Origin of the sequence: Aulosira sp. FACHB-615 (assembly GCF_014698045.1) — a bacterium.
GTDB lineage: Bacteria > Cyanobacteriota > Cyanobacteriia > Cyanobacteriales > Nostocaceae > Nostoc_B.
The window spans coordinates 180665-196580 of sequence record NZ_JACJSE010000009.1; the positions used below are offsets into that span (position 1 = coordinate 180665).

11 protein-coding genes are annotated in these 15916 nt (G+C 41.2%); 6 read left to right on the forward strand and 5 right to left on the reverse strand.

The window, feature by feature from the left end; genetic code table 11:
- The first annotated feature begins 57 nt into the window (after nucleotides 1-57).
- The gene (locus H6G77_RS17095) at nucleotides 58-1155 is read left to right on the forward strand and encodes a hypothetical protein (RefSeq protein WP_190590843.1); all 1098 of its coding nucleotides are present in this window, start codon (nucleotides 58-60) and stop codon (nucleotides 1153-1155) included.
- Nucleotides 1156-1372: 217 nt separating this feature from the next.
- On the forward strand, nucleotides 1373-1537 hold the full coding sequence (locus tag H6G77_RS35475; protein WP_190671295.1) for a hypothetical protein: 165 nt from the start codon (nucleotides 1373-1375) through the stop codon (nucleotides 1535-1537).
- A 738-nt stretch (nucleotides 1538-2275) separates the two neighbouring features.
- On the opposite strand, the gene argH is transcribed toward H6G77_RS35475, so the two are convergent.
- Nucleotides 2276-3661, reverse strand: a complete 1386-nt coding sequence (gene argH / locus H6G77_RS17100) for an argininosuccinate lyase (protein ID WP_190590844.1) — start codon at nucleotides 3659-3661, stop codon at nucleotides 2276-2278.
- 63 nt (nucleotides 3662-3724) lie between these two features.
- Nucleotides 3725-3931 carry a hypothetical protein gene (locus tag H6G77_RS17105; protein ID WP_190590845.1) on the reverse strand — a complete coding sequence of 69 codons (207 nt, stop codon included), beginning with the start codon at nucleotides 3929-3931 and terminating at the stop codon, nucleotides 3725-3727.
- Between the two features lie 116 nt (nucleotides 3932-4047).
- Here H6G77_RS17105 and H6G77_RS17110 point away from each other — a divergent pair, with 116 nt between their 5' ends.
- The 4 genes from H6G77_RS17110 to H6G77_RS17125 all read left to right on the forward strand — a co-directional run bounded on the left by H6G77_RS17110 (nucleotide 4048) and on the right by H6G77_RS17125 (nucleotide 8581).
- Complete coding sequence (locus H6G77_RS17110; RefSeq protein ID WP_190671289.1) at nucleotides 4048-4863, forward strand: Rpn family recombination-promoting nuclease/putative transposase; 816 nt, start codon at nucleotides 4048-4050, stop codon at nucleotides 4861-4863.
- A gap of 524 nt (nucleotides 4864-5387) precedes the next feature.
- Nucleotides 5388-5651, forward strand: a complete 264-nt coding sequence (locus H6G77_RS17115; RefSeq protein ID WP_190590847.1) for a hypothetical protein — start codon at nucleotides 5388-5390, stop codon at nucleotides 5649-5651.
- A gap of 793 nt (nucleotides 5652-6444) precedes the next feature.
- Nucleotides 6445-7596, forward strand: a complete 1152-nt coding sequence (locus tag H6G77_RS17120; RefSeq protein ID WP_190590848.1) for a histidine decarboxylase — start codon at nucleotides 6445-6447, stop codon at nucleotides 7594-7596.
- A gap of 220 nt (nucleotides 7597-7816) precedes the next feature.
- A complete protein-coding gene (locus H6G77_RS17125) occupies nucleotides 7817-8581 on the forward strand; it encodes an SDR family NAD(P)-dependent oxidoreductase (RefSeq protein WP_190590850.1) in 765 nt (254 codons plus the stop codon).
- 317 nt (nucleotides 8582-8898) lie between these two features.
- Here the strand turns inward: H6G77_RS17125 and H6G77_RS17130 are convergent, their stop codons facing one another.
- From H6G77_RS17130 to H6G77_RS17140, 3 genes are all read right to left on the reverse strand, one after another.
- Nucleotides 8899-10626: a hypothetical protein gene (locus tag H6G77_RS17130; protein ID WP_190872230.1), complete on the reverse strand. Its 1728-nt coding sequence runs from the start codon at nucleotides 10624-10626 to the stop codon at nucleotides 8899-8901.
- A gap of 103 nt (nucleotides 10627-10729) precedes the next feature.
- A complete protein-coding gene (locus tag H6G77_RS17135) occupies nucleotides 10730-14110 on the reverse strand; it encodes an EAL domain-containing protein (RefSeq protein WP_190872199.1) in 3381 nt (1126 codons plus the stop codon).
- Between the two features lie 223 nt (nucleotides 14111-14333).
- A complete protein-coding gene (locus H6G77_RS17140; protein WP_190872200.1) occupies nucleotides 14334-15650 on the reverse strand; it encodes an aminopeptidase P N-terminal domain-containing protein in 1317 nt (438 codons plus the stop codon).
- Nucleotides 15651-15916: the final 266 nt, after the last annotated feature.

Consider the following 15916-nt stretch of genomic DNA (forward strand, 5'->3'; position numbering starts at 1 on the left):
CCAAACGGAGTCCTTAAGCTTTGCTAAAGACTTTGGATTATATTTGGCTTTGGTGATATGAAAACGCCTATTGCAGACAAAACTCCTGTTCCGCCCAAAATTTGGCGACGACATAGCGATCCTCCCAGTTTATGGATATTTGTCGCTGTGAGTTCAGTTTCCCTACATTTGTTGGTTTTCTGGCTGATGCGATCGTCTAATGCTTTGGGAGTGTGGTTTCCAGCGCCAAGCCAAGCTATTGTTCCTATCGAGGTTGTGGAAATTTCTCCCACAGCTAAATCAACATTACCTAAGACGACAGTCTCACCCAAACCTAATAATTCATCACCAAAATCTGTAGCCAGAACTGAAACAGCAAAAACTACACCCAGAAATCAAGATGCAAATCCCAGCATTTTGAAGCAAAAAGAACCTGCGGTTTCGCCAAAAAACACTAAACCTAAACCATCAGTCAAAAAATCAGTTTCCCAGCCAAAACCCACACCAAAACCCAGTTTTACACCTGATTTAACTAAATCTCCGCCACAGCCTAAACCGACACCGACTGTTCCTGTGGGTAATCTTCCTTGGAATCGTCGCCAAAAAATCGTTCTGGGAACAGGAACGCCATTACCCAACAGTCTTCCTACTGATCAAGCAACAAATTCCCCTACAGGAACCAAGAAAAATCCGCCTACGCCAAATCCTACAGGTACAACTTCTGACACCCCAACTCCGAGAAATCCCCAGACTTCTCCTTCTCCTGCCAGCACAAATTCTCAAACCTCTCCACAAGTTGGCTCAACGGTTAAAATAGTGCCTTTAGCTGATCAGGAAATGCGTCAACTCAGCCAAGATTTACCTGATGTTCTGGCTCAATACCAGGGAAGCAGTATCAAAACATTACCCGTAAATTCTCTGAATGGCGAACAGGGACTTGCACCAGCAGAACTTTTAGCCAGCTTGGTAATTGATCAAAATGGTAACTTTCAAGAAGCTAGAGTCTTAGAGATACAACCCGCCACACTCCAAGCCGAAAAAAATCTCTACCAACAAGCAATTAACGAACTTTTCAGCAACGATAAGTTTATCCCTGCCTACAATCAAGATGGCAGCAAACCAGAATTGAGTAATCTGTTTGTCAAAATTACAATTCAATCGGTTAATTCTAATTAAATATTTGAATTTTCTGCAAGATAGTGTGATTATGATTCCGTGGAAAATTATATTGACATGATTAAAATTAATGCGATAAAATTGTATGCTGTTCAAATAAAGTAGTTAAACTGCTAAACTAGGGGAAAATCATATCAATAGCATCAGCCTTAGTAGCTGATAATGCCTAAGAGATGCCTAGTTTATCTTTTTTTGTTGTTTATTAAATGAGGTGAACATGGCAAAGCGCCGTAACCCGAAAAAAGAAAAGGCGCTACGGAACCAGGCATACGCCAGAAAGTTTCGTAAACGGACTACAACGGGAAGAATGCAAAGAAGATTCCAGCAAAGATCACCTAAGAGTGAGGAAGATGAGGGTGCAGCAGCAATTGACGCTGAGTAAGCCGCCAGTTTAGTCTCTGATTCTTGAAGTGATTTTAATTTTAAGGGCGTACAGATGTACGCTCTTATTTTTTTGAAGTATAGCGATAGTTAGATATATTACAATACGGTTCAGTTAAGGTGATGAGAGTTGATTTCCCAATTTCTGCTCTACCTATTCAGACAATGAGTAAGATTTGGGGGATTCTCCCCCACACCCCCGATTGGGGGACGGTTGCGTCCCCCAAACCCCCTCCAAAATCATTTTTTCGTTTTTTGTTGAGTCATTATTTCAGGACTTACGCATCAAAATTTTCTGTGGGGATTGGGTGTGAGGGTGAAAGGGTATGGGGTGTAAGGGTTTTGGATACTTACACCCTTACACCCGAATTTCTCACGTATAGGTAGCGGGTGTGGAGAGAGAGGGGAGTGTGGGGGGAAAGATTTTTTCACCATCCTCCCACACTTCCCACCCTTCCCACCCCTCCCACACCCCTGGATTTCTCACAAGAGAGAAATCCAGGTTACACTCTCATACCCCTGCACCCTGTTCTAAAACCTTATTTTTTCGTTTTTTTGCGTAAGTCCTATATTTGTTGGTTTTGCTGTCATTGAGTTTTCTTATCTGAACCGTATTGAGATACATTAGGACAACTTAAAAGCTTGAATGGCAGGAAAAATAAGACTTTTTCTCCTATCTTCTGCCTCCTGCTATGTGAAGGCAGTACAAGATTTAACCCTGTAACCTGTAACCTATCACCTATTCCCTGATTTGGTTGCGAGCATGATCGATTGCTTTGGTGACTTGGGCAAAACCTGTGCCACCATAACTATTACGGGCGGCGACAACTGTGCGTGGGGCGATCGCATCATAAATATCAGCCGCAAATGTCGGATGTATTTGTTGCCATTCTTCTAAGGTTAAATCTTTTAAAAGTTTACCCGCAGCAATACTAGTTTTCACTACCTTGCCCACGAGATTATAAGCTTCCCGGAAAGGAACACCCCTAGCAGCGAGATAATCTGCGACATCGGTAGCATTAGAAAAGTCTTCTGCGACGGCTGTGTTTAAACGCTGGCTACGAAATTCCAAGCCTTCCCGTAGCAAAATTGTCATTGCTTCTAAACAGGCTTTGACGGTGTTAACGCCATCAAATAAACCTTCTTTGTCTTCTTGCAAGTCTTTGTTATAGGCTAAAGGTAAGCCCTTCATTATGACTAACATCGCCTGGAGATGACCAAAAACCCGCCCAGTTTTACCGCGTACTAGTTCTGGGACATCGGGGTTTTTCTTCTGGGGCATAATGCTAGAACCAGTAGCACAGCTATCTTTAAGGGTGATAAAGCGAAATTCTTCTGAAGCCCAGAGAATCACTTCTTCTGAAAGGCGGCTGAGGTGAACCATAATCAAACTAGCTGCACACAGAAATTCGATCGCAAAATCGCGATCGCTCACGCCATCCAAGCTGTTAGCATAAACATGATCAAAATTGAGTAGTTGGGCGCTGTAGTGGCGATCAATGGGGAAAGTGGTTCCCGCCAAAGCACCGCAACCCAAAGGCGAAATATTCACGCGGCGATAAACATCACCCAAACGTTCCCAGTCGCGCTGTGTCATTTCAAAGTAAGCCAATAAGTGATGGGCTAAACTTAAAGGCTGGGCGCGTTGGAGGTGAGTATAGCCAGGGATGAGAGTTTCCACGTTATTTTCGGCTATATCTAATAAAACTCGTTGAAATTCTCGCAGTTGAGTGCGAATTTGCTGAATTTGGTCACGGAGATAAAGCCGAGTATCTGTACCTACTTGGTCATTACGCGATCGCGCCGTGTGTAACTTTTTCCCTACATCGCCGACAATTTCTGTAAGTCGTCGTTCTACAGCAAAATGCACATCTTCAGCATCAATTCCTGGCTGAAACTGGCCTTGGCGATATTCCTGGCGAATTTGTTCCAAACCTGTAACGAGTTGTTCGCCTTCTTCAGCAGAAATTATCCCCGTATGCGCCAACATTTTGGCATGAGCTTGAGAACCAGTCAGGTCGTATTCGATTAATTCAATATCAAAATTAATGCTGGCATTAAAACGAGCGATCGCAGGATGCAGGGCTGATTCAAATCGCTGACTCCAGGTTTGTTGTTGCGTCATAAAACAAAGGGGAATTGGAAGTAGGCAAATACTCTAATCCGTACTACCAACCCCCTGTCTGTGTCAACCGTAGCTGGTAAGATTGCGAAATAGCCAACCAATCACCAAACCAATCAGTAAAGCCCAGACTTGACCTGTTTGTATAAAGTGATTCCAAGCTTTCTGCACCTGACCCATGAGATTTGGGTCACTAATTTGCTGCGCCAACACCATTGCATTCATTGGCAAATGCCAAAATAGCTGAAAAGTTAAATCGTTGAGGTAGTGCATACCGAGTCCCAAATAAGACCTCTATGTCATAACCTCTAGTTCTATGTGATGTCCAGTGTTTGGCTTACTTAATTGGAGGTAGCGATCGCACGATCATTACTTGGTAAAGTTTTCTTATGTTTGATAACATCTGTAAATTTCTCGTAGAAAACTTTGCCAGTGATTTTGCTACCTGGCTTTTAGGTGAACCCATCACCCTAACTAAATTAAGTCCTTCTGAACTGTCTTTAGAACCAATTCGTGCTGATGCGCTGATATTACTTCAGTCAGACGAACTTGTACTGCACATAGAATTTCAGACTCAGCCCAAAATTGAGATCCCCTTTCGGATGATTGATTATCGACTGCGGGTATATCGACGTTTTCCCCACAAACGAATGCTTCAGGTTGTTATTTACCTGCAACAAACCAATTCTGAACTAGTGCAGCAAACAACATTTACCCTAGAAGATACTTTCCATCGTTTTCAGGTGATTCGCCTTTGGGAACAATCGACAGATAATTTTTTCCAATCTCCAGGGTTACTTCCTTTTGCAGTTTTAAGCCAAACTGAGAATCGTACTGAAACACTGCGACAAGTCGCCCAACAAATTTCCCAAATCGACGACCAACGAACACAAAGTAATATAGCTGCATCGGCGTTTATTCTCGCTGGGTTAGTATTAAATCAAGATATTATTCAACAGTTGCTGCGGAGAGAACTTATGCAAGAGTCAGTAACTTATCAAGCACTTATGAATGAAGGTCGGGCTGAAGGTCGAGCTGAAGGTCGGGCTGAAGGTCGAGTTGAAGGTATTGAAGAAGGTGTTCGCCTTGTAGCCCTTAATCTTCTACGGGAAGGAGTAGCTGATGAAGTAGTCATCAAAGTAACAGGTCTGTCCGCAGAAAATATCCAGCAACTTAAGTTGACAGAGTTGGACAGTGAAAACTGAAGAACCAAAAAACTTATGCGATCGCTGTGGCAAACTGTGAGGTAATCAGGACTTACGCACCATAATTGTCTGTGGGGATTGGGTGCGGGGGTGTACGGGTATGGGGTGTAAGCCTGGATTTCTCTCTTGTAAGAAATCCAGGGGTGTGGGAGGTGTGGGAGGGGTGGGAGGATAGTGAAGAAATCTTTCCCCCCACACTCCCCACACCCCCCTCTCTCCCCACACCCCCTACCCATACGTGAAAAATTCGGGTAAGGCTTTTGAATACTTACACCCTTTACTAAAACCTTATTTTTTCGTTTTTTTGCGTAAGTCCTATTAATGAAAACATTATACATTTCACAAAAAAATCATATCCCCGAATTTTTAGAAAATTCGGGGATATTTTTGATTGCAAATATTTTTTAATTAGTGATTGACTTGTATAAATTTATACTCTAATATAAAAGCATGAGAAAGGCGATCGCCCTCCGGCAAGAGTCTGCGATCGCCTTTCTTGAAACCCACAACAGGATTCAAATACCATGATTACACAAGTACAAAATTTTACCCAACAGTATTTACCAAGCACAGGTTTTGAGATTCCCACACTCAAGCAATCTGCGGTATTTCCTACCAGAGAACCAGTTAAACATTTATTGATTGGTTCGCCTAAAGCGGTGACTAGTTCAATTTACCGTTTGCAAGCAATTGGTTATGCAAGTGTCGGCGACTGGAGTCCATTACTACCCACAGCCAACGCTGGGGAAGTGATGAGTATATTAATTCGTCAAATTTTCATCGCATAACCTGAAACCAAAACCCCGACTCAACCGCCGGGGTTTGAGCAAATTAGCATTTACGCACAAAGATTTTCTGTTAGCGATCGCTTGCTATGATCACGCTGGTTTCTTCCATTGTGGCTGGTAATATCGATATATCACGCAATATCACGCAGCAAGAGCAAGGGTTTAAAATTACTGCATAGCCTTTGATTCTATGTCATCCTCGCTTCGAGGATCAATGCTCAATACACAAGGGTATTTTACGGCTATGCGAGAATTTGGGAACTCAAGAGAGTGAGTGCGTTAAGTGTTGCTACATCAAGATAATTTAAAGTTCACTTCATAAATCATCTCTCATACCCTGAGCCTTTTCCATATATTTAACTAGGTGCGATCGCTAATCACCTAGAACTTAGCGAAAACTGTCCGTAATTTTTCGATATCCCGTAAATCACGTATATTTAGCAACATCGTATTTCCTTCTAAGTATTAACTGAAATTTGTCTGTAATTATGCTGAATCTTCCGCAGGCGTAGTTGAATAATTCGGTGAAACTTCTTATAGAAATTCCGTTAAATCTTGATATTATTCCTGAGCGAAACTCCTACTTTTGCCGTTAGGAGATAATGCGAATATATATATTAGGTCAAACATGATTAATCCAAATATTTTCAGGAAATCTTCTCCGTGTAATCACTGCTTTATAGAATCTTTAATTGCAATAAGATAGTTATTAAGAAAACCTGAAAATATTGAATCACTACTTGAGATTCAGTGTAAAACTTGCGTGAACTAAAAATATAAACAATCAAGAAATATGTTAGATACTGTGAGCAAAGAGTTAGCACTTTTTTGGCAGCAAATAGAACAGAAAACGCAATTCCATGCAGGTTATCCATATAATTTAAGTTGTGATTTCACTTATCTAACCAAGTTCTTTAATTTTTTATTAAATAATGCCGGTGACCCCTATGTAGAGCCAGATTTTGGTCTACATTCCCGCAAATTTGAACAAGAAGTTCTATCATTTTTTTCCCAACTATATAAAATTCCCGAAAATGAATCGTGGGGCTATGTAACTGCTGGTGGAACAGAGGGAAATTTATATGGAATGCTATTAGCAAGAGAAATTTATCCCGATGGCATTCTCTATTCATCTCAAGATTCTCATTACTCTATTGCTAAAGCTGCTAGACTTTTTGGGATAAAGCATCAAGTAATTAATTCCCAAACAAATGGCGAGATAAATTATCAACATTTATCCCAGGCAATTCAACAAAATTCCCAACGCCCAGTCATTCTTAACTTGAATATTGGCACTACTGTTAAAGGCGCAATTGATAACCTAGATAAAGTTCTAGAAATTCTCAAACAGCATCAAATTAAAGATTACTACATTCATTGTGATGCCGCGCTTTCGGGGATGATTTTACCATTTTTAGAGAATGCCCCCCAAATTAACTTTCAAAGACCAATAGATAGTATCGCTATTTCTGGTAAATTCATTGGTTCGCCCCTACCTTGTGGTGTAGTTTTAACTAAGAAAAAGTGGGTAGAAAAAGTAGAAACTATGATTGAATATCTTGGTTCTAAAGATACCACTATTCTTGGTTCTCGTAATGGTCATACGCCTCTAATTATTTGGTATGCGCTGAAAACCAGAGGTTATGAAGGATTCGCCAAAGAAGCAAAAACATGTATTCAAAACGCCCAATATTTATTCCAGCAACTTAAATTGCGAGAATATCCCTGTATGCTGAATAAATTCTCCAATACTGTGGTGTTTCAAAAGCCGAGCCAACCTTTAATTAAAAAATGGCAATTGGCTACTATGGATAATGTGGCACATCTGATTGTCATGCAAAATATAGACCGACACAAAATTGATACTTTCGTGAATGAACTGGTCTTACAAGAAGGATTATTACCAGAATCTGAATATTTACACTTACAACCAGTACTTTCTTAATTAAGTGTTGTTGAAAAACTGATCATTAAAAATGGGTGTGAGGATTTTAAACATCCAGGACTTACGCACCAATCAATATTGTCTATGAAAATTGGGTGTAAGGATGTGTGAGTAAGGGTATTAGATACATACACCCCTGTACCCCTACACCCTCACCAAAATCCTTTTTATGCGTAAGTCCTAACATCTACACCCTGATACCAACAAGGACTAAGAATTTATGGAATTAGCAAATAAAGTTGCTTTAGTGACTGGGGGTAGTTCTGGTATTGGTCGAGCCACGGCTAAACTGTTTGCGGCTGAGGGTGCTAAAGTAGCGATCGCTGATATTGATACCACTGGTGGTTTATCTCTGCTGGAAGAAATCAAAAATAGTGGTGGAGAAGCCACTTTTCACAACTGCGATGTGAGTGATGAAAATCAGGTGCAGCATTGGATTGAAAGTGTCGTAAATCAATGGTACAGCATCGATATCTTAGTTGCGAATGCGGGAATTTTAGCCATTGGTTCTCTAGAAAAAGCTGGCAATTTTGATTGGGATAAAGTCTTAGGAACTAATGTTAAAGGCTATGCTTTTTGTGCTAAATATGCCATCCCCCATATACGTCAGCGTGGTGGTGGTGCAATTGTCAACGTTGCATCCATAGCGGCTTTGATTGCCTTTCCCAATTTTGCATTGTATAACACTACCAAAGGCGCAGTTGTCCAATTAACCCGCAGTTTGGCTCATGATTTAGCAACAGAAAATATTCGAGTTAATTGTGTTTGTCCAGGCGTAATTGATACATTACAGATACAACAATTTGCTGATTGGCAAGGTGTGACAAAAGAAGAAGCAATTCATCAACTCGCTGCAACAATTCCCGTCAAACGCTTAGGACAACCCCAAGAAGTCGCTCAAGCTATTTTATTTCTTGCTTCTGATAAAGCCTCATATATTACAGCAACATCCCTGGTGATAGATGGGGGTTATACGGTGCAGTAGTGAAGGGAGACAAGGGAGACAAGGGGAAGGTTTCGACACTTCGGCAAAGCTCACTAACCGAAGCCTATCGAGCATTGAGCGTTCGCGTAGCGTCTCCCTTGGGGAGAAGTCGAAATGCGTCTTTTAGCTATTTATAATCTGTAACCTATCACCTGTAACTTATAGGACTCATATTTGATTTATGAAAAAAATCAGTACACTCAGATCAAGCTGCTTTCCTACTCCCTACTCCCCATTCCCTACTCCCTGCCTATCGCGCTTGCGCTGCGCTTCGCGCACCACACAAATAGATTCAGAAATCACATCGGATTCCTATATCACCTGCTTTGATTTTGAAACTCATATCCCCCGGCTTTAATTGTCAATTTACCTGATTTCCATCCTTGATAAATTGGGCTTTTAACACCATCAGCACTTTGATAAACAGCAAAATGTTCTCGCCAATTATGTTGTTTACCATTGCGCCAAACTTTCGGTAAATTTACACCTTGATATTGCATTTTTACCTTACTAGAAACACCTTGATATTCCACTTCTCCCTGATCTAGCTGCTGTAGATTTAAGCAAGATTGAGAAATAACAGACTGTTGAAACTTCTCCCAGCTACCGTGGGTTTCTGGTTCACCAACTTCCAGGGCAAAGCCTGTGTATTTTTTACCATTACCTGTTGCTGTTAAAATTTGGTCATCAGGATATTGTTTTTGAATAGTTTGAGTTGCTGTTGCATTTACACCTTCCACCACTAAATTAATTGGTGTTAATGCCAGCCATGTTTTTTCGTATTTAATAAAAGTTATGCCCTTACTGCTCTCTACCAAGGCAGATTTAGGGAGAAAAAATTGAAATGGTGCTTGGGGTTGATGATTCAGCCAGATTACCAAATTACGATATTGAGCGATGTTTTCTCCGCCAAGGGAAGCAGTAGAAATTTTTGTCGGGTCTGTGCCGGTGGAAGCGATAAAATAATCTACTCCACGTTGGGAATTAAACGCCATCATTTTAAAACCGTTCCAGTCGCCGCCAGAACCTTGGGCTAACGTTCCTAATTGAAATGTCTGACCAAAATAAAGAGTTTCATAAAACTGTGGTGCAGCATCATTTCCCGGTTTCCAGTTTTCGTAAGTGGGTTTGGAATTAAGTAATTCCACTGGTTTGGGAAATTGCTTTTTTGCTAAGGCGACAATTGCTGGTGGGGGACGGTAGCTGCTGGTAATGAGATGTACTTCGTCTGGGGATGGGTTGGGATCTGAGATGGGAGAATCACCAAAATATAGTCCTAATTCATGAGTTGCTAAGGAACACCAAACGCAGTTACCGCCGCTATTGTCACGCTTTGAGGGGCCACCAAAGCCACCGCGCCAATATTTCAACGCGCCGGATGCAAAAAACCAATCAAGTGCAGATTTAGCCAGAGATTTGGTTTCAGGATCTTGAGCAAAATCATAGAGGTTAATATAGCCAGTAATGGTATGTCCCAGGTAGTTTTCCGAGTCCCATTCGCCTTGACCAATTTGGTAGAGAGTGCGGATATCACGCCGAATACGTTCTTTATATATTTTGCGTGTGGCTTCGTTACCTGTTTCTTGGGCAAATAAATAAACTGCGACATTCCGCATTCCTTTTAGATTATCGGTGTTGCGGCAGTCTACCCAAGTATTGCAATTATCAGATGATTTCACCCAAAATTTGCGCGGAGTGATCCACTTGCGTGTCAGTGGGTCTTTTTCGGTCAAAATTGCCATTGCTTTCCGCATTCGCTGACGATAACTTGGGTCAAGATATTTGCCAAAGTAAAAGTATTTGCGGACTTGGCCTTTGAGGGTAAAGCTAGAGTAAAAATCAATACCCAAGGTATGAGCATGAAGCTGACGATCAGCGTCTTCTGATTGCAAAAAAGCGATCGCCTTTTCTCGATTACCTGCCAAAAAGTCCATCATCGCTTTTGGATAAGATTTTTTTTCATTCTCAAAGGCTGTCGAACCGTATTTCTCACCAGCAAATTTAGCAATTGTTTGCTGAGAACGTTCTTTAAACTCAGCCTCCATCTGCGGTGTCCATTGTGACTCAGATTTAGGCTGGTTAGCACCCAGACATAACAAGCAAATGATAAAAGCTAACCCAGGGTGTAATTTTTTCATAAGCAATATATTACACTTCAAAAAACTTCTTCTCCGATAAATTACTGTGCAGTAGTCCTTCTACTACAGAACCTTCCAAGGCTGGGAAGAAGAAATATCCTTGTCCTTGGTCGCATTTTAAGGCTTTGAGTTGGGTTAATTGTTCTACTGTTTCAATGCCTTCGGCGGTGACTGACATATTTAAACTGTGGGCTAATGTAATAATGGCTCGCACAATTTCTAAATTTTCCCCCCGACTACCGATATTACGAATAAAAGAGCGATCGATTTTAATCGTTCTCAGTGGTAAGCGGTGCAAATAACTTAAGGATGAATAACCTGTACCAAAATCATCCATGTGTAACTCAATATTCAAGGTAGTTAATTGCGAAAGCATAGCGTTGGCTAATTCAAAGTTATCCATCAGCAAGCTTTCGGTAATTTCCAACTTCAAACTACTGGGTTCTAAACCTGTATTGTGCAGAACTTGTTGCACTTGTTTGACAATATCTGGCTGCATAACTTGTTTGCCAGAAAAATTGACGCTAATTGTCAAGGGTACACAAGCAGGAAATTGTTGATGCCATACTTGCAATTGGCGACAAGCTTCATAAAGCACCCATTGACCAATAGAAGCAATCATTCCAGTTTCTTCCGCTAAGGGAATAAATTCTTCTGGAGAAATAATCCCTCTTTCAGGATGATGCCATCTAATTAAGGCTTCAAAACCAACAATTCTACCTGTAACTAGAGACACAATTGGCTGATAGTGCAGGCGAAATTCTTCTTGCTGAATCAGTGCATGACGCATCGCCGTTTCTAGCTGCAATAGCAGAGATGCACTTTCGTGCATAGTGGGATGAAAAATTTCATAACGTGCTTTACCATTAGATTTTGCTGAATACATTGCCACATCAGCATCTCGCAGAATATGTGCAGCTTGCTCATAATTATTGCTACTTAAGGCAATCCCCATACTTGCGTTAGTAAAGACTTTATGTTCATTTAATTGAAAAGGTAAAGCCAGTAAAGTTTGAATGCGTTCAGCTACCTGGATTGCACCGTTGATACCATCGATTTCTTCCAGTAAAATTGTGAACTCATCACCGCCAAACCGCGCCACCATATCGCCTGCGCGTAAAATTGACTGGAGTCGATGGGAAATAGCAATTAACAGTTGATTGCCGAGTAAATGCCCTAAACTATCATTAATTACTTTAAAGCGGTCTAAATCTAAAAAAATAACAGCAAATACATAATCTAGCTTTTGTTTGCTGCGTTCTAGAGATAGTTTAACTCGCTCCATAAACAAAGATTGGTTGGGTAATCCTGTCAGGGCATCATGTAAACTGTTGTGCAGCAGTAGTTCTTGGGTTCTTTGTCGTTCCAGAATATCTTGTTGCAGCTGTTGATTAACTCTCATCAGTTCAATGGTACGTTCTGCGACTAACTGTTCCAACTGACAACGGTATTGTTGGAGTTCTTCTTCGGCTAGTTTGCGTTGTGTGATATCTCGCAAAATGACAACATATTGTCCTAATGACAAGTTAGAAGGCTGGGAAACAGTAGACTCTACAATATATGAACCATGTTTGGTGGTAAGAGTTTGTTCACTCCGCATCGACCATTGCTCTGGTTTACCATGATGGTTGATCAAGAAGAGATTTAAACTCTGTCCAATGAGTTGTTGAGTACTAATGTGAAATAATTCTTCTGCTGCTAAATTGGTCTGGATAATTGTACCTTGTTCATCCAAAACTAAAACAACATCGGGAACGGTGTTGAGGGTGGTAATAAAGAGATTTTTGGCTTGTTGCCGTGCCTGATCAATGGCGGCAATTTGTGGTAGGGTAGTCCAGCAGGCGATCGCTACCCCCACAAACGAAAGCATAACCAACACAATAGCCAGTAAAGCATTGCGTGAGTTGTCATGAAATTCACCTAATAAATCACGCAAAATCCAACTGCCAATAGCAGAAGCACAAATCAGCGATACTAAAACAATTACCTGAAGTACTACAAAATCTGAGTTATTACTAGTAAATTTTTCGGTGTAACGTTCTGTCCACCATTGGGGATGAAATGGTGCAAAGTTACAGCGACGCAAGCCCATATCTCCCATCATCAACACCAAAGGAATAATCATCCCAATTAATAAATCTTGCCAACTCCAAGCTAATCCACCAACTACTAAAACTACTGCTTCTACCAAAAAAAAACCCAATGACCACCAAGGCCACAAAACTTCTACTTGATGGCGACATAACCACAAGCCAAAATGTAGCCCCATAATGGCTAACAAATAGCATGTACCTGCCACTGTCACCAAGTGAGATACACTGCCTAGATTCAAACAAAGCAAACTGAGTAAAAAAGTAATAAAAATAGCTGGCCCCAAAATGCCTTGGCGGGAAACTACCGTAAACACAGGCGACAACTGACCATCCAACGCCAGTTGGTAAAGAATCCGAGGAGAATTGGTAACGGCTGTGGCACAACTTAGCAGACAAGAAAACGCAATTAGCAGTGTAACTAAAAAAGGGGCAAATGAACCCCAAAAAGGTTGTGATGCCGCTAATAAATTCAAGAATGTATCTTCACCAAGATTAGTATTGGTAACGGTACACATTAATACCCACGAACCACCAAGAAAAACAGGGGGAATTAGCCAAGTTGCTGTGGTTAAAAAATTCAAAGTTTTTTGCGGAGAACGGCTATCGGCAACAAAAGCAGTTGTGGTTTCACAAGCGTAAACTGAATAACTGGCTAGGAAAAACCATTTTGCCCATTCGGCAAAAGTTAGGCTGTGGGTACTAGGTGGAAATAAATTAATTCCCTGAGATAAAACTAACCAAAATATACCTTGAGTACAAAATAAAAGTACTAACGAAATTGCCGGAATTACAAAAAATAAGTGTAGTAGGGCGACAGCACGAGTCCCACTAAAAGCCACAATAAAGGGAATTGCTGTGAAGGTAATTTTTAAGAAAGTTTCTGGACAGGAAATACCTAAAGGTTGAAAATTAACTTTAACTAAGTCTGTCAGGATAATTGCGTATAATGCGGGTGCGGCTGCCCAGCTAAAATAATAAGCCAAAGCAACATAAAGACCCAAATAAGGATAGTTTTTGAGTAGCCGAGCCGTATAATTAGGTGTCCCTCCGGTTACATCCAGCCAATGTTTACCTAAACTTTGGATTTGTAAGTTCAAAATACAGGAAACAATTGTCCCAAACACCCACACAAAAACAGCTTTAGATCCTAATGCTGCATGGATAACCGGTGCAGTGCCAATCCATCCTACATGACCCGTCAGCCCAAAGCCCCAGGTTTCTAGATAACTTAAGGTACGTGGCAGGCGCATTACTAACCGTTGGGTTTTTTCGCCCTGCACAGAACTATTACTGACCATTGTTTTCTAGCTAGATGTACTGACTATCATCCACTGAATAACTGATCTGATTTTTTATGGCTTCCGTGTAACTGCTGAACTTACCTAGAAAATCTTAAGTGTGAACAAAAGGGAGTAGGGAATCGGGAGTCGGGAGTGGGGGTTTGAGGGTGTATGGGTGTAAGGGAAAATTTTGACCAAAAAGGCAGAATTTATGGGTATTTCCTCTTACTTCCTGCCTTCATTAGCCTACTCGTTCTATCTCATCGATTTCTTTGGGAACTCCGGCGGTTAATACTTCATGGCCTGTGGGTGTGACGAGTACATCATCTTCGATGCGAATACCAATACCAATCCAACGTGGGTGGGTTTGTGGTTGGTCTTCGGCTAGTTTGGTATCTGGAACAATGTATAGCCCTGGTTCGACTGTGAGGACTTGACCGGGTTGTAAAATCTGTGGTTTGTCGTCACCATGTTGGTAAACGCCAACATCATGCACGTCTAAGCCTAACCAATGGCTAGTGCGGTGCATATAATATGGTTTGTATTTTTCTTCTTCGATGATTTTGTCAAGTTCGCCCTGGAGAATGCCAAGGTCAATTAAGCCTGCGGTGAGGACGCGCACAGCAGTATCGTGAACCGCTTTAAAGGTGTTACCTGGTTTGACTTGGGCGATCGCTTGTTTTTGTGCTTCTAGTACAATTTCATACAATGTCTTTTGTTCTGGCGTAAACTTACCACCCACGGGAAATGTCCGGGTAATATCGGAGTTGTAATAATTGTAGGCACAACCAGCATCAATTAATAGCAGTTCGCCATCCTGCATCTGACGATTATTTTCAATGTAGTGGAGGACGCAAGCATTCACCCCTGAAGCCACAATTGAAGGATAAGCAGGCCCCATTGCACCCCGGTGGCGAAATAGCCATTCGATTTCGGCTTGGATTTCGTATTCATAACGTCCGGGTTTGGTAATTGCCATTGCTTGATTATGTGCTTCAATAGCGATCGCAGCTGCTTGGCGCATCATTTCTAATTCGGTTTCTGTTTTAATTAGGCGCATACTGTGAAGCACCGTACAGGTATCTTCAATGGCAATTGGCCCTGTACCTCGTTTGGGATAAGTCCGCAGTAAACTTTGATAATGTGCTAAAACTTTTTCATTAAATTTGCGATCGCGCCCCAAGTGATAATAAATGCGATCGGATTTTTCGAGATATTGGGGCAATTTCTCATCTAATTCATTGATAGGATAAGCTGCATCAGCGCCATAAATTTCTTTGGCTGCATCCACCCCGCAGCGATAACCAGACCAAACTTCTTTTTCTCGGTCTTTTGGCTGGACAAACAACACAAAACGATGTTCGGGGTGATTTGGTGTTAACACTGCCACGGCTTGCGCTTCATTAAAGCCTGTTAAGTAGAAAAAATCACTGTCTTGACGATAAGTATATTCGACATCGTTGTGCATGACTGCCATTGGCGCACTGCGAAAAATCGCCGTACCATTGCCAATTTTTGCCATTAATTGCTCCCGACGCTGCCGATATTCTAATTGCATAGTTTTTCAATTTGTCAGTTAAATACTGTGTTATTTTACCTTACCTAGTATTTAAGGCTGAGTCAAAAACCCATCCTCAGCAATCTTCATACAGCACTTTTGAAGTAAGTGAGGTACAGCATGAGTAATAAGTAATGAGTAACGAGTAGTGAGTTATTGTATTCAGAACTTTTGGAGAATTTGATTTTTGTATTGTTTGGTCATTTTAAGTTTTGCCTGCTGATAATTAGATGACAAACTTATTTTATATATTTAAAGCCTGACAT